Raw genomic sequence first — 23,430 nt, forward strand, 5'->3', positions numbered from 1 at the left:
CCAGCCCCCAGCCGATGTCGTCAGAGAGGACGCGGCGGGCGGTGATCCGGTTCACCCGGACACTCACAGACGACCGCCCGACAGGGGCCCGACAGCAGCCCGGCAGCAGCCGCCCGGCACGTGTCCAGCACCGGGGAGCGCGCGAATGAGCAGGTCACATCCGCTCACACAACCGTGCTCCAAGCGGTGAACCCCTGGAAAACACTCGTCACCACCCGGCAACGGGTGTGCAACCTCCCCCCGCGAGGATCGGGTCATGACGGCGTCGAACACCCCTCGCGACGAGTCCTCACCCGGCAGCGGCCCGATCCCGGGCGCTCACCTCGACAGTACGGCGCAACTCATGAACCGGATCACCAGTCAGCTCGGCAGCCAGCTCGGCCTCGTCTCGCTCAACGGGACCCGGCGGCCCGCGCCGGCCGAGCCGCCGACGCTGGTCCTCGTGGCGCACGGCAGCCGCGACCCCCGCGCGCTGAGCACCGTACGGGCGCTCCTGGAGCGGGTGCGGGAGCTGCGCCCCGGCCTGCCCGTCCGCCTCGGGCACATCGAGCTGAACGAGCCCCTGCTGCCGGACACCCTCGATGCGCTCGGCGAGGGCGCGGCCGTCGCCGTACCGCTGCTGCTCAGCCGCGGCTACCACGTCAAGCGGGACATCCCCGAGATGGCGGACGCCGCCCGGGCCCGGGTGCACGTCGCCGCGCCCCTCGGCCCGCACCCCCTCCTTGTCGAAACTCTGTGCGAAAGACTGTTGGAGGCCGGCTGGAGCGTCTCCGACGCGGCTCGCGGCGGCAGTGGCGTCGTACTGGCCGCCGCCGGCTCCCGGGACCCCGAGGCCGCCCTCGACACCCGCCGCACCGCACAGCTCCTCGCCGACCGCCTCGGCGTGCCGGTGCTGCCCGCCTACGCGTCCGCCGCGAGCCCGACCGTCCCGGACGCGGTGCGCGCCCTCGCCGCGCGGGGCCGCCACCGGATCGCCGTGGCCTCGTACTTCACCGCACCGGGCCGGTTCGCCACCGAGTGCGCCGAGGCCGCCCCCTGGATCGCCTCCGCCCCGCTCGGCGCCCACCCCGCGCTGGCCCGCCTCGTCCTCCACCGCTACGACCAGGCCCTAGGGCCTGTCTTGGGTGAACGCTCCGCGGAACGCCAACTGGCGACGGCCTGATCCCGCGCCTGGCAGCGAAAGGATCCGGCCATCCGGACCCTGCCCGGCCCACCCTCCCGAAGCTCTCGGCTTCGCTCGAGCAGGGGGACCCTTCTCGCCCCGGCGGCCGCGGACCTGCCGGGTCCGGACCCCGCCCGCGTCGGCCCCGATTGTCACCGCCTGCGGTTACTGTCGGGTCATGGCACTGGAACACCCGGCGTACGAACCGGACACGGCGCACTACGACGACGGGGCCGTCGAACGCTGGGCCGCCGAGCCGGACAAACGCCCGGGGCGCACCGCCTTCCAGCGTGACCGCGCGCGCGTGCTGCACTCCGCAGCGCTGCGCCGCCTCGCGGGCAAGACCCAGGTCGTGACTCCGGGCACCAGCGATCAGGTCTGGGACGCCAGCCCCCGCACCCGGCTCACCCACTCCCTGGAGTGCGCCCAGGTCGGCCGTGAGCTGGGCGCGGCGCTCGGCTGCGACCCGGACCTGGTCGAGGCGGCCTGCCTCTCCCACGACCTCGGGCATCCCCCGTTCGGGCACAACGGCGAGCAGGCGCTCAACGAGTTCGCACAGGACTGCGGCGGCTTCGAGGGCAACGCCCAGTCGCTGCGGCTGCTCACCCGCATCGAACCCAAGCGGTTCGTCAGCAGCGCCGCCGTGCCGTCGACAGCCGCCCCGGCGGCCGACGAACTCGGCGGACTCGGCGGACTTGTCAGCGTAGGCCTGAACCTCACCCGTGCGGCCCTCGACGCCGCCACCAAGTACCCCTGGCCGCGCGGCGCCCACCCCACCGACCCCGGCTCACCGAAATTCGGGGTGTACGAGGACGACCGCCCGGTCTTCGACTGGGTCCGCAAGGGCGCCCCCGGCCACCGCACCTGCTTCGAAGCCCAGGTCATGGACTGGTCGGACGACGTGGCGTACTCCGTCCACGACTTCGAGGACGGCCTGCACGCGGGCCACATCGACCCGGCCTGCCTGCACGCCGAACCCGAACGGCAGGAGGTCTTCGCGGTGGCCCTCGGCCGTTACGTGCCCGCGGACACCGATCCCGAGGAGCTGGCCGAGGCCCTCGACCGACTCCTCGACATGGAGTGGTGGCCGCACGGCTACGACGGCACGGCGATCGCCCAGGCCCGCCTCAAGGACGCCACCAGCCAGCTCATCGGCCGCTTCTGCCTGGCCGCGGAGGGCGCCACCCGGGAGGCGTACGGGACGGGCCGGCTCACCCGCTACTCCGCCGAACTCGTCGTCCCGCGGGCCACCCGCCATGAGTGCGCGGTCCTCAAGGCGGTCGCCGACCGCTATGTGATGCAGCGTGCCGAGCAGGAGCGGCTCCGCGCCGACCAGCGCGTGGTCGTCGCCGAACTGGCCCGCGCACTCACCACCCGCGCACCGGACGGCCTCGACCCGCAGTTCCGCGCCCTGTTCGACCGGGCCCCCGACGACCGGGCCCGCAAACGGGTGATCGTCGACCAGATCGCCTCCCTCACCGACGCCTCCGCCCGGTCCCTGCACGCCCGGCTGAGAGCCCCCGGCACATGAGCCGCGGACGCCGCCGACAGCGCGCGTCCCCGGCGCACAAACCGTCAAAACGCCCCCGAACGTGACACTGCGTGGCCTGATCGGGCCACTCCCTCTTCCCGCCTCACGCTCCGTGCGGGACGCTCACATGTGGCGACATCCTTACGAGGAGGCATCAAGTGGTCGACGCGGATCAGACATTCGTCATCGTCGGAGGAGGTCTGGCCGGCGCCAAAGCGGCCGAGACGCTCCGCGCGGAGGGTTTCACCGGCCGGGTGATACTGATCTGTGACGAGCGCGACCACCCCTACGAGCGACCGCCGTTGTCCAAGGGCTTCCTCCTGGGCAAGGCGGAGCGCGACAGCGTCTTCGTCCACGAACCCGCGTGGTACGCGAACCACGACATCGAACTGCACCTCGGCGAGCCCGTCACCGCCATCGACCGGGCGGCCAGGGCCGTCCGCTTCGGCGACGGCACCACCGTCCACTACGACAAGCTCCTGCTCGCCACCGGTGCCGAACCGCGCCGGCTCGACATCCCCGGCACGGGCCTCGCGGGCGTCCACCACCTGCGCCGGCTGGCCCACGCCGAACGCCTCAAGGGCGTCCTCGCCGCGCTCGGCCGGGACAACGGCCACCTCGTGATCGCGGGCGCCGGCTGGATCGGTCTGGAGGTCGCCGCCGCGGCCCGCGAGTACGGCGCCGAGGTCACCGTCGTCGCCCCCTCACCGACCCCGCTGTACAGCGTGTTCGGCCCCGAGGTGGGCGAGCTCTTCGCCGAGCTGCACCGCGCGCACGGTGTCCGCTTCCACTTCGGCGCCCGGCTCACCGAGATCATCGGCCAGGACGGCATGGTCCTCGCCGCCCGCTCCGACGACGGCGAGGAGCATCCGGCGCACGACGTGCTCGCCGCGATCGGCGCCGCCCCGCGCACCGCGCTCGCCGAGGCCGCGGGCCTGGAGCTCGCCGCGGAGGGAGGCGGGATCGCCGTGGACGAGGGTCTGCGCACCTCCGACCCCGACATCTACGCGGCCGGTGATGTCGCCGCGTTCCCGCATCCGCTGTTCGGTACGCGCCTCCGGGTCGAGCACTGGGCCAACGCCCTCAACGGCGGCCCCGCCGCGGCTCGTGCGATGCTCGGCCGCCAGGTGACGTACGACAGGGTGCCGTACTTCTTCTCCGACCAGTACGACATGGGGATGGAGTACTCCGGCTGGGCGCCCCCGGGCAGCTACGACCAGGTGCTGATCCGCGGGGACGCCGGCAAGCGGCAGTTCATCGCCTTCTGGCTGAAGGACGGGCGGGTCCTGGCGGGGATGAACGTGAACGTGTGGGACGTCACCGAGCAGATCCAGCGGTTGGTCCGCAGCCGCGCCGAGGTCGACGTGGAGGCGCTCGCGGATCCGTCCAGGCCGCTCGACAGCCTGGTGCCGTGAGGCGCCCCGGGCAGCTCTCGGGTGTCGGTGCGCCCCCGTAGAATCACCTCGTGGCAGGACGGATCAACGACGAGGACGTGAAGGCGGTACGGGACGCGGTCCCCATCGACGCCGTCGTCTCCGAGTACCTCCAGCTGCGGAACGCGGGCGGCGGCAACCTCAAGGGGCTGTGCCCGTTCCACGACGAGAAGTCGCCGTCCTTCCAGGTCAGCCCGAGCAAGGGACTCTTCCACTGCTTCGGCTGCCAGGAGGGTGGCGACACCATCACCTTCGTGATGAAGGTCGACCACCTCTCCTTCTCGGAGGCGGTGGAGCGCCTCGCCGCGCAGGCCGGCATCACCCTGCGCTACGAGGAGGGCGGGTACAACCCCACCCACCAGCGGGGAGAGCGCATCCGCCTGGTGGAGGCGCACAAGCTGGCCGCACAGTGGTACATCGAACAGCTCGGCACCAGCCCCGAGGCGGACACCGGCCGCAAGTTCCTCGCCGAGCGCGGTTTCGACCAGGCGGCCGCCGCCCACTTCGGCGTCGGCTACAGCCCCCAGGGCTGGGACCACCTCACCCGCTATCTGCGCGGCAAGGGCTTCAGCGACAAGGAACTCATCCTCTCCGGCCTCTCCCAGGACGGCCGCCGCGGACCCATCGACCGCTTCCGGGGCCGGCTGATGTGGCCGATCCGTGACATCGGCGGCGACGTCGTCGGCTTCGGCGCGCGCAAGCTCTACGAGGCAGACACCGGCCCCAAGTACCTCAACACCCCCGACACGGCCATCTACAAGAAGTCCCAGGTCCTGTACGGGATCGACCTGGCGAAGAAGGAGATCGCCAAGACCAGCCGGGCGGTCGTGGTCGAGGGCTACACGGATGTGATGGCCTGTCATCTGGCGGGCGTCACCACCGCCATCGCGACCTGCGGCACGGCCTTCGGCGGCGACCACATCAAGATCCTGCGCCGGCTTCTCATGGACAACGGATCGGCGCGGGTGATCTTCACCTTCGACGGAGACGCCGCCGGCCAGAAGGCGGCCCTGCGCGCGTTCGAGGACGACCAGAAGTTCGCCGCGGAGACGTACATCGCGATCGCCCCGGACGGCATGGACCCCTGCGAACTGCGGCTCATCAAGGGCGACGAGGCGGTCGCCGAACTGACCCAACCGCGAACGCCCCTCTTCGAGTTCGCGCTCCGCCAGATCGTGAGCCGCTACGACCTCGACACCCCGGCGGGCCGCGCCGCCGCGCTCGACGAGGCCGCGCCGATCGTCGCCCGCATCAAGAACAGCGGCGCGCAGCACGAGGTCGCGGTGCAGCTCGCGGGCATGCTCGGCATCCTGGACACCCAGTTCGTGGTCAAGCGGGTGGCGCAGCTGGCGCGTTGGGCGCGGGAGCGCGGCGGCAAGGGTCCGGCGCCGAACGCCTCGCGCGCCCCCCAGTACGACATGACACCGCGCCCGCAGGGCCCTTCCGGCCCGGCCCTCACGCTGCGCAACCCCGTGTTCGCCACCGAACGCGAACTGCTGAAACTCGCCTTGCAGCGGCCCGAGCTGGTGTCCCCGGCGTTCGACGCCTACGGGATCGACGAGTTCACCGCCCCGCCGTACGCCGCGGTCCGCCAGGCCATCATGGAGGCGGGCGGCGCCGAGTACGGTGTCCAGGACCCCCAGGAGTACCTGGTCCGGGTCCGTGAGGTGGCCCCCGACGACACGGTCCGCGCGATGGTGACGGAACTGGCGGTCGAGGCGATCATGCGCCGCACGGTCGACGAGGCGTACGCGGGCGAGCAGCTCGTCGCGGTGCGCCGCCGAGCCGTCGAACGCCGCGTCCGCGACGTCCAGAGCGCCATGACCCGCCTCGGCACAGGCGGCGACCCGGCCCAACTCGCCGCCGTCCAGAACGAACTGTGGGTGCTCCAGCAGTACGACCAGGCACTGCGGGAGCGGGGCGCGGCTGCCCTGTGAGGGCGGCCCCAGGGGCAATGCCGTTTTGCCCCTGGGGGGTGTTTTGAAAGTCCTGTGCGGTGCCCGCGGTGCCCGCGGTGTCCGGTGCGTGCTCTCGGCGTGCCGGACGAAAGCCCTCGTACTGGACGTACTTGGGCTTTCGGCCGGTGCGGCGGGAGTGCGTGCCGGGCGCCGTGGGTGCTGTGCGGGACTTTCACAACACCCCCTAGCCCTCCTGGGGCCGCTCGGGGGGCGTGATTCCGAGGTGGTCCGTGATCGTCTGGAGCTGTTCCATCATCGCTACTTGACCGGTCACCAGAGCCCCGAGCAGTTTGCTGTGCTCGGTCAGGGTCTTGGTGTGCGCTTCCAGGGTCCTGGTGTGCGCTTCCAGGGTCTTGCCCTGCCCCAGTTGCGTCTCACGCAACGCACGGATCAACTGGATGTCGGCTCGCCGCTGCTCCTGCAGGGCTGCCACATCGCGGTCGGAGCTCACGGCAAGGTGCCGGGTCGTGGCCTGCTGTTCCATGACCTCGTGCACCTGAGCCTCCAGCGCCTCCAGGCGCCGCCGCAGCTCGTCCATCTCACCCATGCGTTCCATCTTGCCTCATCAGCTCGGACCGGCTCCCCAGTTCGGGGGCCGTGGAACCGGCGGGTGGTACGGAGGTCGCGCACCGGTCAGTCCGATGGTCAAACGACCTGAGTAACCGCCCGGTCACGGACGGGACTCAAAAAGTCACCGCACGCCCCTCGTGGCGAGGATGTGTCGTACTCCACACTGGGTTCCGGTGCCTGAGTCCTCGGAGCGCGGCCGATCCGTCCTCGACGGGTCCCACATCCCCGCGGTTCCGCTCATCGCGTACGGGACGGACAGCGGCGAGGCCGCCGTTCCCGCCCCGCTGTCGCATGCCTCAGCAGCGATCACCCTGGAGGTCGCCCCCGTGCAGACCCAGACCCTGACCCACAGCGACATCAGTACGGACCCGGAGGCGGAACCCGCGAATCTCGCGGCGCTGCCGCCGCAGAACCGGGCCGCGCTCCACCCCGAGGCGGAGCCGGAGAGCCCGCCCGGACAGCACGAGCAGGACGAACCGCCCGCCGCCGAACTCGAGGGCCCCGAGGCTGCCGAGGCCCCCGAGCCCGTCGAACTGCCCCGCACCCGCATCACCGACACCTCCGGCCCCTCCTCCGACCTGTTCCGCCAGTACCTCCGCGAGATCGGCCGCATTCCGCTGCTCACCGCCGCCGAGGAGGTCGAACTGGCCCGCCGGGTCGAGGCCGGCCTGTTCGCCGAGGAGAAACTGGCGTGCACGCCCGACCTCGACTCCCAGCTCGCCCTCGACCTCGACAAACTGGTCGTCATGGGGCGCATGGCCAAGCGCCGCCTGATCGAGGCGAACCTCCGCCTGGTCGTCTCCGTGGCCAAACGGTACGTGGGCCGCGGGCTGACCATGCTCGACCTGGTCCAGGAGGGGAACCTGGGCCTGATCAGGGCGGTCGAGAAGTTCGACTACGCGCGCGGCTACAAGTTCTCCACGTACGCGACCTGGTGGATCCGCCAGGCCATGTCCCGCGCCCTCGCCGACCAGGCCCGCACCATCCGGGTGCCGGTCCACGTGGTCGAGTTGATCAACCGGGTGGTCCGCGTCCAACGCCGCATGCTGCAGGAACGCGGCCACGAACCCAGCCCGGAAGAGGTCGCCGCGCAACTGGACCTCGCCCCCGAGCGGGTCAGCGAGGTGCTGCGGCTCGCCCAGGAACCGGTGTCCCTGCACGCCCCGGTCGGCGAGGAGGACGACGTCGCGCTCGGCGACCTCATCGAGGACGGCGACGCCACCAGCCCGGTCGAGTCGGCGGCGTTCCTGCTGCTCAGGGAACACCTGGAGGCGGTCCTCTCCACCCTGGGCGAACGCGAACGCAAGGTCGTCCAGCTCCGCTACGGCCTCGCCGACGGCCGCCCCCGCACGCTGGAGGAGATCGGCCGGATCTTCGGCGTGACCCGGGAACGCATCCGCCAGATCGAGTCCAAGACCCTGAACAAGCTCAGGGACCACGCGTTCGCGGACCAGTTGAGGGGCTACCTGGACTGAGGGGGCCGCCCACCGCGGCCCCCTCGGGATCCCAGAGGTCAGTCCACCTCGGCCACCGCCTGCGCGAACTGGGCCTTGTACAGCCGCGCATAAACCCCGTTCGCCGCCAACAGCCTTACGTGGGAGCCCTGTTCCACGATCGAACCGTTCTCCATCACCAGGATCGTGTCGGCATCCCGGATCGTCGACAACCGGTGCGCGATCACGAACGACGTCCGCCCGTGCGCCAGTTTCGCCATCGCCTTCTGGATCAGCACCTCGGTCCGGGTGTCCACGGAGGACGTCGCCTCGTCCAGCACCAGGATCACCGGGTCGGACAGGAACGCCCGGGCGATGGTGATGAGCTGCTTCTCACCGGCGCTCACCCCCGCGCCCTCGTCGTCGATGACGGTGTCGTATCCGTCCGGCAGCGTCCGGATGAACCGGTCCGCGTGGGCGGCCCGTGCCGCCTCCTCGATCTCGCCCCGCGTGACCTCGCGGGCGGCCCCGTAGGCGATGTTCTCCGCGATGGTGCCGCCGAACAGCCAGGTGTCCTGCAGCACCATGCCGATCCCGGACCGCAGTTCGTCCCGGGACATCTTCGCCACGTCGATCCCGTCGAGCGTGATCCGCCCGCCGCTGACCTCGTAGAACCGCATCAGCAGGTTCACCAGGGTGGTCTTCCCGGCACCCGTCGGCCCCACGATCGCGACCGTGTGCCCGGGCTCCACCGTCAGTGACAGGTCCTCGATGAGCGGCTTGTCGGGGTCGTAACGGAAGGACACGTTCTCCAGCGCGACCCGCCCGCGCAGCTCCTCCGGCCGGACACCCGGCACCGGATCTGCCTCCTGCTCCTCCGCGTCGAGCAGTTCGAAGATCCGTTCCGCGGACGCCACCCCGGACTGCACCAGGTTCGCCATCGACGCGATCTGCGTCAGCGGCATGGAGAACTGCCGGGAGTACTGGACGAAGGCCTGGACGTCACCGATGGACAGCGCACCCGACGCGACCCTGAGCCCGCCCACCACGGCCACCAGCACGTAGTTGAGGTTCGACACGAAGAACATCAGCGGCTGCATGATCCCGCTGTTGAACTGGGCCCTGAAGCCGGCCTCGTAGAGCTGCTCGTTCTGCTCGGCGAACTGCTCCGCCGACTCCTCCTGCCGCCCGAACACCTTCACCAGGGTGTGCCCGGTGTACATCTCCTCGATGTGTGCGTTGAGCTTCCCGGTGGTTCGCCACTGCTGCACGAAGTGCGGCTGCGACCGCTTCCCGACGCGCGTGGCGACGTAGAAGGACAGCGGCACGGTGACCAGCGCCACCAGCGCCAGCAGCCACGACACCCAGAACATCATCGCCAGCACACCGACGACCGTCAGCAGCGAGTTGATGAGCTGCCCCATCGACTGCTGCAGCGTCTGCCCGATGTTGTCGATGTCGTTGGTGGCGCGGCTGAGCACCTCGCCGCGCTGGCGCTTGTCGAAGTACGACAGCGGCAGCTTCGACAGCTTCTCCTGGATGTCCTCGCGCATCCGGTAGACGGTCATGTTGATCGCCCGGTTGGAGAGCCGGGTCGACACCGTCATCAGCAGCCCGGCCACGACGAAGACGACGAGCGCGATGAGCAGCACGCTGCCGACCGCGCCGAAATCTATGCCCTTGCCGGGGGTGAAGTCCGTCCCGGAGAGCATGTCGGCGACACCGTCGTCGCCGCGCTCCCGCATGGACGCGAGCGCCTCGGCCTTGGTGGCGCCCTCGGGCAGCTGCCGTCCGATGATGCCCGCGAAGACCAGGTCGGTGGCCCTGCCGAGGATCCACGGGCCGAGCACGGACAGCGCCACGCTCACCACACCGCACGCCAGCATCGCGTACATCGTGGCGCGTTCCGGCTTGAACTGGGCGAGGAGCCGCTTCCCGGACTTCCTGAAGTCCATCGTGTGCTGGCCGGGACCGCTCCCCGCCATCATCCGTGCCATGCCTCCAGCGCCCGCCATCAGGCCGCCTCCGCTTCCGTGAGCTGGGAGAGCACGATCTCCCGGTAGGTCTCGTTGTCCGCCATCAGCTCGTGGTGGCGGCCGGAGCCGACGATCCGGCCCTCGTCCAGGACGACGATCCGGTCGGCGTCCCGGATGGTCGACACCCGCTGGGCGACGATCACGACGGTCGCGTCGGCGGTCTCCCGGGACAGGGCCGTGCGCAGCGCGGCGTCGGTGGCGTAGTCGAGTGCGGAGAAGGAGTCGTCGAAGAGGTAGATCTCCGGGCGCTGCACGAGGGTGCGGGCGATCGCGAGACGCTGCCGCTGGCCGCCGGAGACGTTGGTGCCGCCCTGTGCGATGGGGGAGTCGAGCCCGTTCTCCAGCCCCTCCACGAATCCCTTGGCCTGCGCCACCTCCAGCGCGTGCCACAGCTCCTCGTCCGTCGCGTCCGGATTGCCGTACCGCAGATTGGAGGCCACCGTCCCCGCGAAGAGATACGGCTTCTGCGGCACCAGCCCGACCGTCCTCGCCAACAGCGCGGGGTCGATCTCGCGGACGTCCACGCCGTCCACGAGCACCTCGCCCTCGGTGGCGTCGAACAGCCGGGGGACCAGCCCCAGCAGGGTCGACTTGCCGCTGCCGGTCGAGCCGATCACGGCCGTGGTCTCGCCGGGACGGGCCACCAGATCGATGGCCTTGAGCACCGGCTCCTCGGCACCCGGGTAGCCGAACCCGGCGCCCCGGATCTCCAGATGCCCGTGCCGGCGCAGCTCCACGACCGGCGCTGCGGGCGCCACCACGCTGCTCTCGGTGTCCAGGACCTCCTGGATGCGCTCGGCGCAGACCTCCGCGCGCGGCACCATCATGAACATGAAGGTGGCCATCATCACGGACATCACGATCTGCATCAGATAGGCGAGGAACGCGGTCAGCGCGCCGATCTCCATCGCGCCGCCGTCGATGCGGTGCGCGCCGAACCAGACGACCGCGATGGAGGAGAGGTTCACCACCGTCATCACGATGGGGAACATCAGCGCCAGCCATCGCCCCGTGCCCAGCGAAACGTCGGTGAGATCGGTGTTCGCCTTCCGGAAGCGCTCCTTCTCGTAGTCGTCGCGGACGAAGGCCCGGATCACCCGGTTGCCGGTGATCTGCTCGCGCAGCACCCGGTTCACGGTGTCCAGCCGCACCTGCATGGTCCTGAACAGCGGCCGCAGCCGGCGCACGATCAGGCTGACGCTGATCCCGAGCACCGGTACGACACCGAGCAGCACCCCGGACAGCGGCACGTCCAGGCCGAGCGCCAGGACGATCCCGCCCACACACATGATCGGCGCCGACACCATCAGGGTGAACGCCATCAGGGTGAGCATCTGCACCTGCTGCACGTCATTGGTGGTGCGGGTGATCAGCGACGGCGCCCCGAAGTGCCCCACCTCGCGTGCCGAGAAGGACTGCACACGGTCGAAGATCGCAGCACGCAGGTCCCGGCCGACCGCCGAGGCCGTACGGGCGCCGTAGTAGACGGCCCCGATGTTGCAGACGACCTGCGCCAACGAGACGCCGATCATCACGGCACCGAGGGACAGGATGTAACTCGTGTCACCCTTCACGACGCCCTTGTCGATGATGTCGGCGTTCATCGTGGGCAGGTAGAGGGTGGCGCAGGTCTGCAGGAACTGCAGCATCACCAGTAAAGCGATGGGTTTCCGGTAGGGCCGGAGATGGGCCCTTAGCAGTCGTATGAGCACGCTCGGTCTCTCGGTGTGAGGAGGCGGGTGTCCGGCGGGGCAGGGTCGGAGGGGGGTGTCGGAGGACGGGTCTCGGAGGAACGAGTCCCGGAGGGCGGGTGTCGGAGGACGGTGTCGGCGGGGTCGAACAAGGACGCGGGGTGACAAGTCGGTCCGTGCCACTGCACCTCATCGTCCGACACTCCACCCGCGTTACCTCAACCGATTAAGCCGAGCGCGCGACCTCGGGTGCCCCAAGGGGGACCACGAACAGGCCATACGGGGGGGACCATGAACAGGCCATACATGGCTGAAAGGCGCCCTGCGGGCGCGTTCGCGGTCGGACCTACACGGGAGGAAACGCCCCCGGATGGGTCTGCTCGCGCACCGACACGTACTGCTGGCGCACCGCCTGCCCCACCGGCAGGTCGTCGCCGGGCTCCAGGACCTGCGCCACCGCGCCCTGCCACACCGGCGGCCGGCGTCCGTCGAGCGTGCCCTGGGATACGCCGAGCGCCCAGGCCGCCTGCCGGGCCGCGCCGAGCGCCGCGTAGTCCGCCGCCTGCGGTACGACGATCTGCGCGCCGAACAGCGAGGGCGCTGTCGCCTGCACGGCGGGCAGTTCCGCCGTGGCGCCGAGCAGGAACACCCGGCGCACCTCGACCCCGCGCTTGCGCAGCACGTCCAGCGCGTCCGCGAGCCCGCACAGCATGCCCTCGAACGCGGCCCGCGCCAGGTGTTCCGGCTTCATCGACTCACGCCGCAGCCCCACCAGGGTCCCCGCGGTGTGCGGCAGATTGGGCGTCCGCTCGCCCTCCAGATACGGCAGCAGCACCAGCCCGTGCGAACCGGGCGTCGACTTCATCGCCAGGTCGGACAGTGCCTCCAGATCGGGGACGCCGAGCAGTTCGGCGGTGCCGCGCAGGGTGCGTACGGCGTTCATGGTGGACACCACCGGCAGGTGCATCCCGGTGGCGTCCGCGAGCGAGGTGATCATCCCGCTGGAGTCGGCTAGCGCCTCGTGGTGCACCGCCATCACCGAACCGGTCGCGCCCAGCGAGACCACCGCGTCACCGAGCCCGATGCCGAGCCCGAACGCCGCCGCCATCGTCTCCCCGGTCCCCGCCGAGATCAGCAGGCCCTCCGGCGTGGTGCCCGCGGCCTCCGACGGCCCGAGCACATCCGGCAGCACCGCCTGGTGCCCGAGCGCCAGCTCGACCAGGTCCGGCCGGTACACACCCGTCGCCGCCGACCAGTAGCCGGTGCCGGAGGCCCCGCCGCGATCGGTGGTCTGCCTTCCGGGCCGGCCCAGCAACTGCCACACCAGCCAGTCGTGGGCCTGCATCAGCAGGGTGGAGCGCAGCGCGGCCTCGGGCTCGTTCTTCGCCAGCCAGCGCAGCTTGGTCACCGGCTGCGACGACTGTGGGACACAGCCCACGGCCTGCGCCCACGCCTCCCGCCCACCCAGCGCGTCGATCAGGTCGGCGGCGGCCACCTGCGCCCGCCTGTCACCGCCGACCAGGGCCGGACGCACGGTGTTGCCGCCCGCGTCCAGCGGCACCAGCCCGTTCTGCTGGGCGGAGACACCGATCGCCTGCACGCCTTCCAGCAGCCCGCCTCCGGCGGCGTCACCGAGGGACAGCAGCCACGCCTGCGGGTCGACGTCCGAGGGGCGGCCGCCGCCGGTGAGGGTCTCCACCGGGTGCGGGGCATACCCCTGCCTGAGCACGGCTCCGCTGTCCGCGTCACAGACGACGATGCGAGTGAAATCGGGTGAACTGTCCAGCCCGGCGACTATCCCCATGGCGGAAATTCTGCCGCACCCTCGTGTGTGTCCGCGCCGCTCGGCGCTTTGCCCCCGGCCAACACGGCCCCCCGTATTACCCGTGAGTCGCTCGCGGGTGGCCGGTTCCTGCGTCGTCCCCGGTCAGGGCGTGCTGGTGCCCCAGCCGTCCTCGTTGCTGTGTCCCCGGTCACGCATGGACCGTACCCGCGCGGCGACCGTCTGCGGCACCCGGTCGCCGACCTTGTCGCTGACCACGTGGACGGCCCGCCCGGCGAACTGCCTTCCCTGCTGCGCCGCCGTCTCCGCGGTGTTGCGCACCGCCGGGTTCTGGGCGACCTGGCGGGCGGACTTCTTCAGCTGCTCGTAGCGTTCGCGTCCGGCCCGGGTCCCCAGTACGTAACCGAGGGCGAGTCCGGCGGCGAACGTCAGCCGGTAGCGCATGGCGGCCATCCTTCCCTTGCGTCGGCGTGGTGGCAGGCTGGAGTACCGATTGGCGGAGCACCCCCCTGCTTGCGCTAATGTATGTGTCGCAGCGAGCGCGCGCCCCTTGGCGAATACCCAGGCGGGTACGTTCGATGCAACCGAGGCGATCCTCCGTAGCTCAATTGGCAGAGCAGCCGGCTGTTAACCGGCAGGTTACTGGTTCGAGTCCAGTCGGGGGAGCTCGATCCTCCGTAGCTCAATTGGCAGAGCAGCCGGCTGTTAACCGGCAGGTTACTGGTTCGAGTCCAGTCGGGGGAGCGGCCTGAACGAGGACCCCACAGGGGTCCTTTTTCATGCCCCGGGGAACCGCCGCACCCACGGCGGAGTCCTCAAAGGTCATGAAGGTCATGCGAAGCCGACCACCCGAGGCGGGAGATCGTATGACCGGCTATGCTGCGGCAGACGGCGCGCACAAATGTGCGCGACGCGCCGTAGACGGGGCGGTAGCTCAGCCGGTTAGAGCAGCGGACTCATAATCCGTCGGCCGTGGGTTCGAGTCCCACCCGCCCCACCATTGCAGGGCTGTGACCTGCGGAAACGTCCCTTCAGTGACGCCGGAGCCCCAACTCGGGCTGAACGGACTGAATCCGCTGCTCGCGAGTTCGGCCTCGTTCCCGGTGTCGATAGTGCAAATACCCCCTGACCTGCACGGATGTTCCAGTTCGTAGCGGTTGAACCTTGCGGTATATGGCTCCTGTGGCCGGTTGGGCGCTGGATTCTGGACGCTGGCTGGACGCGAGTAAACCGGAAGGGGTTGCTCCGGCGCCGATCCATCCATTCTGCTCAGGGGCGTAGCAGGGTAGGCGCGGTGTGGTGGCGACTGGGCTCGCCTGGATCGTGCCGTTGCCGACGTGGCCGGGCGGCGTGAGGGAGAAACAGCCCGTACTGAAAACGGCCCCAGATCGCACCAGGGAGTCGCCCCAGTGCCTCACGGCTTCCTCGGGGCATGTAAGCCGAGAGTTGCCGACGTACCCCGTTCGGCTGCTCGGACTACGGACTGCCGGTAGCTCGGTGGCCGAGTGACGGACGATGAGCAGGGTGCTGGACGCCCGTTGGATCACGGCGTAGCCGCCAACCGCGGGGCGGCGAGAAACGGCCCATACAGGAAACGGTACGAAGGTCATTCAGGGTGCGCGGAGGGCTGTGGACCCTCACCGCGTTCCGTGCGCGGTGTTTGTTCTGCGGCGCGGGGGACGGGCAAGCCCAGCCTGCGCGGGGCCGACTCGTAGGCACGGGATCCGAGGTGAGCGTGGCGAGCACCGGCTCCGGAAGCGACCAGGCCCAGGGCATGGCCGATGTCTCACGGTGCAGGGTGGGGGCGGTGCCCCCGGTCAGCGGATCCGGGGCAGCGCCTTGTCCGGGTGCGCGGCGTGCACGTACCTGACGGCGACCCTGGGGTGGCCCACCTGAAGAACTGGCGCACCCTCACCAAGCTCCGCCTGCCGGTCCGTCACGCCAGGGAGCTCCCTGCGCCCTGCTCGTAGGGACCAACATGGAGATCGCGCGCCGACAGGCGATCTTGACGCCAGACAATCGCCCCCGACCAGCGCGAGTACACAACCCACCACCCACACCAGCCCCGCGACCAGCGAATTCACGATGGCAGATCCTCAATGTCGCGGCTGTCTGCGACGTCGTCGTGGACGCGGCCGAGGAGGGCGATGCCTGCAACGGATGGGTTTCCTGGTGTTGCCCGGTGCGACGCCGCGAGTCTCCGCACCAACCTGGGTGTGTCCGTCGTGCTCTCAGCCACACCGACGGCCGCCGTGTCCTGACCCGCACGAGCCCTTGCCCCCGGGCCACGCCGGCACCAGGCCCACACATGTCCCGCGGTTGTCCAGACCGCGGCCATGGACGGCCGGTTGGCGCCGGGCGGAACCGAAATCAGTCGGCCAGGACCACAGCCGAAGCCCGCAAGGGCGATCCCCTTGCGGGCTTCGGCCGGCTGACCAGGCCGGGATGGGCAGGAAGCCGAGCCACCCCGACCCGACCTCACCGGATGTACTTAACGGGCTTGGTGGCGGCGTTGAGCAGATACTCCAGGGGGCCGCGGCGGAAGAAGCGGGACCAGATCGTGGCGAACACGATCGCCCCCAGGATGTACGTGAGCACGGGCACCCAGGACTTCGTGGTGCCGGCGCCGGAAGCGGGCCACGCGGACTGTGCGAGGAAGTGGCCGACGTAGGCGGTCAGGGACATGGTGCCCACTGCGATGACCGGTTTCGCCAGGCGGCGCAGTCGCGGCAGGCGGTCCATCGCCACCGTCGCGCCCACGATCACGAGGATCGCGACACCCAGGCAGCCGATGGTGTCGAAGGTGGTGCCGGTGTGCGACACGGCACCCAGCAGGTCCGAGGCCGACAGCTCGGGCCCGCCGGACCCGCCGGACCCGCTGCCCATGGACCCTGCCCCGGAGCCGCTGCCCATGGACCCCGGCCCGGAGCCGCTGGACGGCCCTCCGCCTCCCCCGAAGCTCAACACCGCGGCCTTGCCCGCCAGCAGCATGGCCAGGCCGTAGGCGCCCACGGTGAGGCCGGCACCGAGCGCGGCCAGGCGTCGCCGGACGGTGGCGGCGGACAGGTCGAGGCGGGCCAGGGCCATGCCGGTGATCACGAACGCCATCCACGTGATCGTCGGGTAGAGGCCCGTGAGCAGCAGATCGAGTACTCCCACGGTGCTGAGCCGTTCCAGCGGGTCGTAGGCGTTGATGCTCTGCTGGACGGAGTCGCTCAGCCACATTTTCAGGACGAACGCCAGCTGCGGCATGACGAGCGCGATCCCCGCCGCGATGATCGCCAGCGTCCTGGCGCTCAGTCGCACCAGCAGCAGCGCGAGGAAGAAGTAGACGCCGTAGTAGGCGAGGATGATGATGTCCCCGTACTCCATCGCCAGCACGGTGCCCAGCACCAGCAGGATCACGGCGCGGATCGCGATCCGGGCTTTCGCCTGTCGGCCCGCCAGGCCGGTCTTCGGCTCACGGCGGCCGGCGATCAGCATCAGCGAGAACCCGGCGAGGGTGGCGAAGAGGGCAGACGAGCGCCCCTCGGCCAGGAAGTACACCCAGCTGCCGACGCTGCCCGAGGCTGACTCCATCGGGGCGATGTGCACGATGTACATGCCGAACACCGCCAGCGCGCGGGCCAGATCCACCCCGACCAGGCGTCCCATCGAAGGGCTGCCCGAGACCTGCCCGGCGGACCCGGACGAGGTTCGGGGCCGTGGGGGCGAGTTCTCCTGCGGAGCCGATGTCTCCTGCGGCGCCTGTATCTCTGTCATACGCAGGATCCTTCGGTGCCGTCAGGAGGCGGACCATCCGACAGGTTTCGGTAACGCCCCCGCCGACCGGCCGGGACTGCCCCGCCGACCGGCGGGACAGCGCCGCCCCGGTCGGCCACGGGCCCGGACGGCCAACCTGACCGGCTCGCCGTCCGCGCCCGTGGCCGAAGTCCGGCTGCTGCCGCCGCTCCAGCCGCCGACCGCCCGCGACTACATGACCTTCGAGAGCCATGTCGCGGGGGGTCGTCCCGGGGGACGGTGACACCGTCCCCGAGGAGTGGTACGCCGCGCCCGCGTTCTACCCCGTCGTGCACGTAGGTCGCGAACTTCACGCGGTGCTCGCCTCCGCCTCGGTCGGGGCGGGGCCGATCCGGGCTGGGCGGACCACCTGGCACCCGGCGCTGACGGTGTCGGTTGTTGGCGGGGCCGGGGGCAGAGCGAGGCGATAGGGCCAGGCAATGGATCCCGGGGCTGACGCGGCTCAGAGGCCGGGGCAGGGGCAGGCGAGGTCGGCCATGTGGCCGAAGAGCCGGGGGCCGTCGAGGTTTGTAGCGGGCCACCGGCACTCCGCTGGCGCTGGCCGCCGTCTCGCTGGTGGCCAGCGCGCGGGCCGCGGCCGGCCCGTGAGGCCCATGAACGCCACCCTGGCCACCGAGCGGGACATCCTGCGCAAGGCGACGAAGTTTTTCGCTTCGGAGATGACCTGGTAATAAGCCGCTACCAGTTCATTGAGGACCATCGCTGGACCCACGGGGTCAAGCGGCTGTGCCAGGTGCTCGACGTCGTCCGCTCCAGCTATTACAAGTGGCGTGAGGGGCGCGAGGCCCGCGCCGAGCGCGAGCGGGCCGATCAGGCCCTGGCCGAGAGGATCCGGGCCGTCCACGATGAGTCGGACAGGGCCTACGGTGCCCCGCGCGTCACCGCCGAACTGCGCGACGAGCACGGCATGCGGATCAACGAGAAGAAGGTCGCCCGCGTGATGCGCAAGTTCCACATCGTCGGCATCCACCTGCGCAGGAGCGAGATCGGCCAGGACGCGAGCGCCAGGGCGTCCCCATCCTGGCCGATCTCGCTTACCAGGGCGGTGGCCCCTGGGGGACCACCGGCATCAAACGCAGGCCCCTTCAAGAACTCACCCTCACCGAGAAGACCGTCAACCGGGCCCTGGCGGCGGCACGGGCACCGGTCGAACTCGGCGTCGCACGCCTGAAGTCCTGGCGGATCTTCCGCAGATCCCGCTGCAGCCCCAACCGCATGACGTCAATCACCAAAGCCATCCTCACTCTGGAGCGGCAACGCTGAAGAAGCTCACTGGGACAGCCGCCTCCGGTTCGGCGGCTCGTTTGTCGTCAACAAGCAGCCGACAGGCTGTCGAGGCGCAAGGGGGCACCGGTGCGCGCTGCGACGTGGTCCACGGTGACGCCAGGCGCCGTTTCGACGAGGGCGAGGCCGGCGTCGGTGATGTCGAGGACGCCGAGGTCGGTGATGACGCGGTGGACGCAGGCCTCGCCGGTAAGGGGGAGGGTGCACTCCTTGAGGATCTTCGGGGTGCCGTCCTTGGCGGTGTGTTCCATGAGGACGATGACGCGGCGGGCGCCGTGGACGAGGTCCATGGCGCCGCCCATGCCCTTGACCATCTTGCCGGGGATCATCCAGTTGGCGAGGTCGCCGTGTTCCGAGACTTGCATGGCGCCGAGTACGGCGGTGTCGATGTGGCCGCCGCGGATCATGCCGAAGGACAGGGCCGAGTCGCAGAAGGAGGCGCCGGGCCGGACGGTGACGGTTTCCTTGCCGGCGTTGATCAGGTCGGGGTGGACCTCGTCCTCCGCCGGGTAGGGGCCGGTGCCGAGGATGCCGTTCTCCGAGTGCAGCACCACGTGGACGCCGGGCGGGAGGTGGCCCGGGATGAGGGTGGGCAGTCCGATGCCCAGGTTGACGTAGGAGCCGTCGGGGAGTTCGCGGGCGGCGCGGGCTGCCATCTGGTCGCGGGTCCAGACCATCAGTGCCACTCCTCACGCGCGCGGACGGTGCGCTTCTCGATGCCCTTGTTGTCGGCGGAGACGGGGCCCACGACCCGGTCGACGTAGATGCCGGGCAGATGGACGGCGTCCGGGTCGATGGCGCCGGGTTCGACGAGTTCCTCGACCTCGGCGATCGTGATGCGGCCCGCCATGGCAGTCAGGGGGTTGAAGTTGGCGGCGCTGCGGTGGAACACCAGGTTGCCGTGCCGGTCGCCGCGGGCGGCCCGCACCAGGGCGAAGTCGGTGGTGATGGCCTCCTCCAGGAGGTACGTCCGGCCGCGGAACTCCCGCGTCTCCTTGGGCGGGGAGGCCACGGCGACGCTGCCGTCGGGGCCGTAGCGCCAGGGCAGTCCGCCCTCGGCGACCTGGGTGCCGACCCCGGCAGGGGTGTAGAAGGCGGGGATGCCGGTGCCTCCGGCGCGCAGCCGTTCGGCGAGGGTGCCCTGCGGGGTGAGTTCCACCTCCAGTTCACCGGCGAGGTACTGGCGGGCGAACTCCTTGTTCTCCCCGACGTAGGAGCCGGTGACCCGGGCGATCCGACCGGCCGTCAGCAGGATGCCGAGCCCCTGGCCGTCAATGCCGCAGTTGTTGGAGACCACGCGCAGTCCGTCGGCGCCCTGGGCATGCACGGCGTCGATGAGGACGGTGGGGATGCCGCACAGTCCGAAGCCGCCCACCGCCAGCGACGCGCCTTCCGGTATGTCGGCGACCGCGTCGGCGGCCGAGCCCATGACCTTGTCCACGTTGTCGTGCCTTTCTTCCGGTGCCGGACGGGCTGTCCGGCACCGGGGTGTCGCCGGAGTCGGTTGGTGACGGGCGGAAGTCGGGGACGGGGAGCTGTACCGCCCCGGTCCTGTTCCCCGGACATACAGCGGTCATTGCCTGCGGCGGGCAGGGGGCAGGTGAACCGGAACGACGCCCTCGACGACGGTGTTGCTGAGGGTCCCGATGCCCTCGACCGTGATGGTGACGGTGTCGCCGGGGACGAGCGGTGGGGGTTCCAGGGGGCGGTTGCGTCCCCAGAGTTCGGCCAGGCAGCCGCCGTTGCCGCAGGTGCCGGAGCCGAGGACGTCGCCGGGGCGGATCCAGGTGCCGCGGGAGGCGTACGCCGCCATCTCCTCGAACGTCCAGGCCATGTTGGCCAGTGTGTCCCGTCCGATCGTCTCGCCGTTGACCTGGACAGTGAGGGCCAGGTCAAGGAAGCCCTCCGCGTTTCGGCGGGGTTCGAGTTCGTCGGTGGTGACCAGCCAGGGGCCGAGCGTGGTGGCGGTGTCCTTGCCCTTGGCCGGGCCGAGTTTGACCTTCATCTCGCGGCCCTGGAGGTCGCGGGCGGACCAGTCGTTGAGGATCGTGTAGCCGATGATGTGCTCGCGAGCCTGCTCGGAGGTCAGGTCCCGGCCGGCCTTGCCGATGACGGCGGCCACTTCGAGTTCGAAGTCGAAGCGGAGGCAGCCGGGTGGCACGGGTACGTCGTCGTGGGCGCCGATCATCGCGTACGGGTTGGTGAAGTAGAACGCGGGCGCGGCGTACCACTCCTCGGGGACGGTGTCACCGTATCCCCGGGCGACACCCGCGACATGGCTCTCGAAGGTCATGTAGTCGCGGACGGTCGGCGGCTGGAGCGGCGGCAGCAGCCGGACGTCGGCCACGGGTACCGACAGTGAGCCGGTCAGCACGTGTTCTCCCGCCCTGCGCAGGCACTTCTCGCCCTCGACGATCAGGTCCAGCAGCTCGGCGGAGTGCTCGAAGGGGTGGACCTGGTCGTTGGCGACCACTCCCGCCTGCTGCTTCCCGTCGTGTACGAAGGTCGCGAACTTCACGTCGCGCTCCCCTCCGCCTCGGCCGGGGCGGGGCCGATCCAGGCGGGGCTGATCGCCGGGCATCCGGCGATGCCAGTGCCGGTGTGCCGGGCGGGCGGGCCGCCGGAAGGTACGGCGGGTGCGCCGTGGACGGTGCAGGTGACCATGTCATCTCCTTGGCGGGTCCGGGGGCAGAGCGAGGCGATACGGCCAGGCAATGGACCCCGGGGCTGACGAGGCTCAGAGGCCGGGGCCGGGGCAGGGGCCGGCAATGTCGGCCATGTGGCCGAAGAGCCGGGGGCCGTCGAGCGGGGGCAGCGAGGGGTCGAGTTCGCGGTAGACGGTGTGCACGTTGACGGCGAGGCGTTCGCTCTCGTCGAGGTCGGCGAAGCGTCCGAGGCTGATGTCGCGGGCGGCTGCCTCGGCGGGCATTCCCGCGCCGAAGCGGGTGGTGGCCTGTTCGTGGACGTACGACAGGTAGTCGCGGACGGTGCGGACCGCCTCCTTCGTGGTGACCCGGCCGTGGCCGGGCACGATGATGTCCACGTCGAGGGTGAGGAGCAGGTCGCAGGCGGTGAGCCAGTTGGCGAACGGGCCGTGCCATATGACGGGTGTGGAACCGGCGAACACGATGTCTCCGGTGTAGACGGTCCGCGCACGCGGGACGTGGACGATCGTGTCCCCGGCGCTGTGAGCGGGGCCCACGTCGATCAGACGGACCTCCGTCCCGCCGATGTCCAGGACCGTCTCGCCGTCGAACACCCGGTGCGGAAGCACGGGCCGGACGCCGGAGTAGTCGAAGCGGCCGAAGATCCGGCGGGCGAACCGTCCTGCGGCGGTGTCCGCGATGGTCAGTGCCCGCATCTCGGCCGGGCCCACCTGCCGCATGTCGGTCAGCGAGCCGCGGGCCGCGATGATCTCGGCGTGGGCCACGAGCTGGTTGCCGAACCAGTGGTCGCCGTTGCCGTGGGTGTTGACCACGGTCGAGACGGGCGCGGCGTCGGTCACCGGCGCCAGCCCGTCGAGCATGGCCCGGGTCAGGCTCAGGTCGTAAAGGGTGTCGACCAGCAGGGACTCGCCCCGGCCGGCGACCAGCCCGGCGTTGCTCATCCCCCACCCGCCCGTACTCGGTACCCACGCATGACAGCCGTGGCCGAGGTCGATCCGGCCGGCTGGGGAAAGCACGGAAGCCACGCTGCCTCCTGTCCACGTCCCGAAGCTGAACAAACTCGATCGAGACTGAGATCCATTGATGGACTTGAGTCCATTTGTGGGGCGTAATCTAAAGAGGTGGCCCGTGGAGGGTCAATACCTGTGTGTCCCTGTGCTGTACTGGGCCCATGACGATCTCTGAGGCGGGAGGCGCACCCGCACAGGACGCCCCGCCCCTCGGGCGCCGCGAGCGGAAGCGGCAGCAGGTGCGCGACCAGCTCTACAGCGCCGCGGTGGGGCTGTTCGTCGCCCAGGGCTACGAGGCGACGACCATGGAGCAGATCGCCGAGTCCGCCGACGTCGCCCGGGCCACCGTCTTCAACCACTTCTCACAGAAGGTCGGCTTCCTGGAGGAGTGGGGCATCCGCCGCCGAGCCCGGGTCGCGGCCATCCTCGGTCAGGAGCACGCCGAGGACCTGCCGGTCGGCGACCGGCTGCGCCGCTACCTGGGGGAGATGGCCGACCTCAACGTCGCCTCCCGTGCGGAGACCACTGTCCTGATGGACGCCTCCGCACGCTTCGGCCGCCTGCTTCAGGACCCCTCCCTGGAAACCGAACTCGCTAAGATCGTCGAGGAGGGGCGGCAGTGCGGAGAGATTCGGTCGCAGGTCGACCCCGAGCAGGCCGGTGCTCTGCTCGCGTCCTGCTACTTCTCCTCGGTCCTGCGCTGGATCCGAGAGGAGCCGGCGCCCTTCGATCTGCCCGGCCGCCTCGACGGGGCGCTCGACATCATCCTGCTGGGCATCCTCGCGCATCCGTGACCTGTACGGACGGGTAGGTGGGCGTCATCGAGGCGTCATGGCCGCAGCTCCCGCAGGCGGTGCGTTCGTCGGTGTCCCGCCAGTGACGGGCGGCGGCCCCACCCGGTTCGCGGCCGGCCCTGCGGCGCCCGTCTCGCCCTGACTCTCGGCGGACCTGAGAGCAGACTTGGACTTGAGTCCAAGAATCTTTGCTTGAAGTGTTGACGGCCATGTGGTCGCGACTTATGTTCAACCCGTCGATCGGGCCGCAAGCCGCAAAAGCCCGCAAAGCTGCCCTT

General features: G+C 70.4%; 18 protein-coding genes, 3 tRNA genes and 2 pseudogenes. 11 read left to right on the plus strand and 12 right to left on the minus strand.

The genetic code is table 11. The features are described 5' to 3' along the window. The first annotated feature begins 256 nt into the window (after positions 1–256). The 4 genes from EF387_RS13715 (at position 257) to dnaG (ending at position 6,063) form a co-directional block, all read left to right on the plus strand. Positions 257–1,162: a sirohydrochlorin chelatase gene (locus EF387_RS13715; RefSeq protein WP_128376805.1), complete on the plus strand. Its 906-nt coding sequence runs from the start codon at positions 257–259 to the stop codon at positions 1,160–1,162. 178 nt (positions 1,163–1,340) lie between these two features. After that, positions 1,341–2,693, plus strand: coding sequence for a deoxyguanosinetriphosphate triphosphohydrolase (locus EF387_RS13720; RefSeq protein ID WP_128376806.1), 1,353 nt, complete (start codon positions 1,341–1,343; stop codon positions 2,691–2,693). Positions 2,694–2,851: 158 nt separating this feature from the next. Beyond that, on the plus strand, positions 2,852–4,108 hold the full coding sequence (locus tag EF387_RS13725) for an NAD(P)/FAD-dependent oxidoreductase (protein ID WP_128376807.1): 1,257 nt from the start codon (positions 2,852–2,854) through the stop codon (positions 4,106–4,108). A gap of 50 nt (positions 4,109–4,158) precedes the next feature. Next, the gene (gene dnaG, locus EF387_RS13730; protein ID WP_128376808.1) at positions 4,159–6,063 is read left to right on the plus strand and encodes a DNA primase; all 1,905 of its coding nucleotides are present in this window, start codon (positions 4,159–4,161) and stop codon (positions 6,061–6,063) included. Between the two features lie 205 nt (positions 6,064–6,268). Here dnaG and EF387_RS13740 read toward each other — a convergent pair whose 3' ends face one another. Continuing rightward, the gene (locus EF387_RS13740) at positions 6,269–6,631 is read right to left on the minus strand and encodes a hypothetical protein (RefSeq protein WP_128376809.1); all 363 of its coding nucleotides are present in this window, start codon (positions 6,629–6,631) and stop codon (positions 6,269–6,271) included. 196 nt (positions 6,632–6,827) lie between these two features. Between EF387_RS13740 and EF387_RS13745 the strand changes: the two genes are divergently transcribed. Beyond that, complete coding sequence (locus EF387_RS13745; protein WP_128376810.1) at positions 6,828–8,129, plus strand: RNA polymerase sigma factor; 1,302 nt, start codon at positions 6,828–6,830, stop codon at positions 8,127–8,129. 38 nt (positions 8,130–8,167) lie between these two features. Here EF387_RS13745 and EF387_RS13750 read toward each other — a convergent pair whose 3' ends face one another. From EF387_RS13750 to EF387_RS13765, 4 genes are all read right to left on the minus strand, one after another. Next, complete coding sequence (locus tag EF387_RS13750) at positions 8,168–10,102, minus strand: ABC transporter ATP-binding protein (protein WP_128376811.1); 1,935 nt, start codon at positions 10,100–10,102, stop codon at positions 8,168–8,170. After that, positions 10,102–11,835: an ABC transporter ATP-binding protein gene (locus tag EF387_RS13755; RefSeq protein ID WP_128376812.1), complete on the minus strand. Its 1,734-nt coding sequence runs from the start codon at positions 11,833–11,835 to the stop codon at positions 10,102–10,104. Before EF387_RS13755 ends, EF387_RS13750 begins: the two co-directional genes overlap by 1 nt. A gap of 325 nt (positions 11,836–12,160) precedes the next feature. Continuing rightward, positions 12,161–13,618, minus strand: coding sequence for an FGGY family carbohydrate kinase (locus EF387_RS13760; RefSeq protein WP_128376813.1), 1,458 nt, complete (start codon positions 13,616–13,618; stop codon positions 12,161–12,163). A gap of 123 nt (positions 13,619–13,741) precedes the next feature. Continuing rightward, positions 13,742–14,050 carry a YtxH domain-containing protein gene (locus EF387_RS13765; RefSeq protein WP_128376814.1) on the minus strand — a complete coding sequence of 103 codons (309 nt, stop codon included), beginning with the start codon at positions 14,048–14,050 and terminating at the stop codon, positions 13,742–13,744. A 140-nt stretch (positions 14,051–14,190) separates the two neighbouring features. Here EF387_RS13765 and EF387_RS13770 point away from each other — a divergent pair. The 3 genes from EF387_RS13770 (at position 14,191) to EF387_RS13780 (ending at position 14,597) form a co-directional block, all read left to right on the plus strand. Next, positions 14,191–14,263: transfer RNA gene (locus EF387_RS13770), tRNA-Asn, on the plus strand. A 5-nt stretch (positions 14,264–14,268) separates the two neighbouring features. Then, positions 14,269–14,341: transfer RNA gene (locus tag EF387_RS13775), tRNA-Asn, on the plus strand. Positions 14,342–14,520: 179 nt separating this feature from the next. Continuing rightward, positions 14,521–14,597: transfer RNA gene (locus tag EF387_RS13780), tRNA-Ile, on the plus strand. Between the two features lie 817 nt (positions 14,598–15,414). On the opposite strand, the gene EF387_RS49420 is transcribed toward EF387_RS13780, so the two are convergent. Both EF387_RS49420 and EF387_RS13785 read right to left on the minus strand, forming a co-directional pair. Then, complete coding sequence (locus tag EF387_RS49420; RefSeq protein WP_274388941.1) at positions 15,415–15,537, minus strand: hypothetical protein; 123 nt, start codon at positions 15,535–15,537, stop codon at positions 15,415–15,417. Between the two features lie 538 nt (positions 15,538–16,075). Continuing rightward, positions 16,076–17,359, minus strand: coding sequence for a DUF418 domain-containing protein (locus EF387_RS13785; RefSeq protein WP_202918244.1), 1,284 nt, complete (start codon positions 17,357–17,359; stop codon positions 16,076–16,078). Positions 17,360–18,131: 772 nt separating this feature from the next. Here EF387_RS13785 and EF387_RS48300 point away from each other — a divergent pair. Then, a pseudogene (locus EF387_RS48300) lies at positions 18,132–18,365 on the plus strand (IS3 family transposase); the annotation flags it as partial. 32 nt (positions 18,366–18,397) lie between these two features. Next, a pseudogene (locus tag EF387_RS13800) lies at positions 18,398–18,661 on the plus strand (transposase family protein); the annotation flags it as partial. Between the two features lie 47 nt (positions 18,662–18,708). Here EF387_RS13800 and EF387_RS13805 read toward each other — a convergent pair. From EF387_RS13805 to EF387_RS13820, 5 genes are all read right to left on the minus strand, one after another. Further along, positions 18,709–19,359 (minus strand): CoA transferase subunit B, encoded by a 651-nt coding sequence (locus EF387_RS13805; protein ID WP_128376817.1) that lies wholly within the window; start codon positions 19,357–19,359, stop codon positions 18,709–18,711. Next, complete coding sequence (locus tag EF387_RS13810) at positions 19,359–20,123, minus strand: CoA transferase subunit A (RefSeq protein WP_128376818.1); 765 nt, start codon at positions 20,121–20,123, stop codon at positions 19,359–19,361. The genes EF387_RS13805 and EF387_RS13810 overlap by 1 nt, the downstream gene beginning before the upstream one ends. Before the next feature lie 132 nt (positions 20,124–20,255). After that, positions 20,256–21,200, minus strand: a complete 945-nt coding sequence (locus EF387_RS13815) for a fumarylacetoacetate hydrolase family protein (protein ID WP_128376819.1) — start codon at positions 21,198–21,200, stop codon at positions 20,256–20,258. After that, complete coding sequence (locus EF387_RS46665; RefSeq protein WP_155589758.1) at positions 21,197–21,346, minus strand: hypothetical protein; 150 nt, start codon at positions 21,344–21,346, stop codon at positions 21,197–21,199. The genes EF387_RS13815 and EF387_RS46665 overlap by 4 nt, the downstream gene beginning before the upstream one ends. Positions 21,347–21,419: 73 nt before the next feature. Further along, positions 21,420–22,373, minus strand: a complete 954-nt coding sequence (locus EF387_RS13820; protein WP_128376820.1) for an MBL fold metallo-hydrolase — start codon at positions 22,371–22,373, stop codon at positions 21,420–21,422. Between the two features lie 146 nt (positions 22,374–22,519). Between EF387_RS13820 and EF387_RS13825 the strand changes: the two genes are divergently transcribed. Then, positions 22,520–23,152, plus strand: a complete 633-nt coding sequence (locus EF387_RS13825) for a TetR/AcrR family transcriptional regulator (protein WP_128376821.1) — start codon at positions 22,520–22,522, stop codon at positions 23,150–23,152. Positions 23,153–23,430: the final 278 nt, after the last annotated feature.

It is taken from the genome of Streptomyces cavernae (assembly GCF_004023625.1).
GTDB lineage: Bacteria > Actinomycetota > Actinomycetes > Streptomycetales > Streptomycetaceae > Streptomyces > Streptomyces cavernae.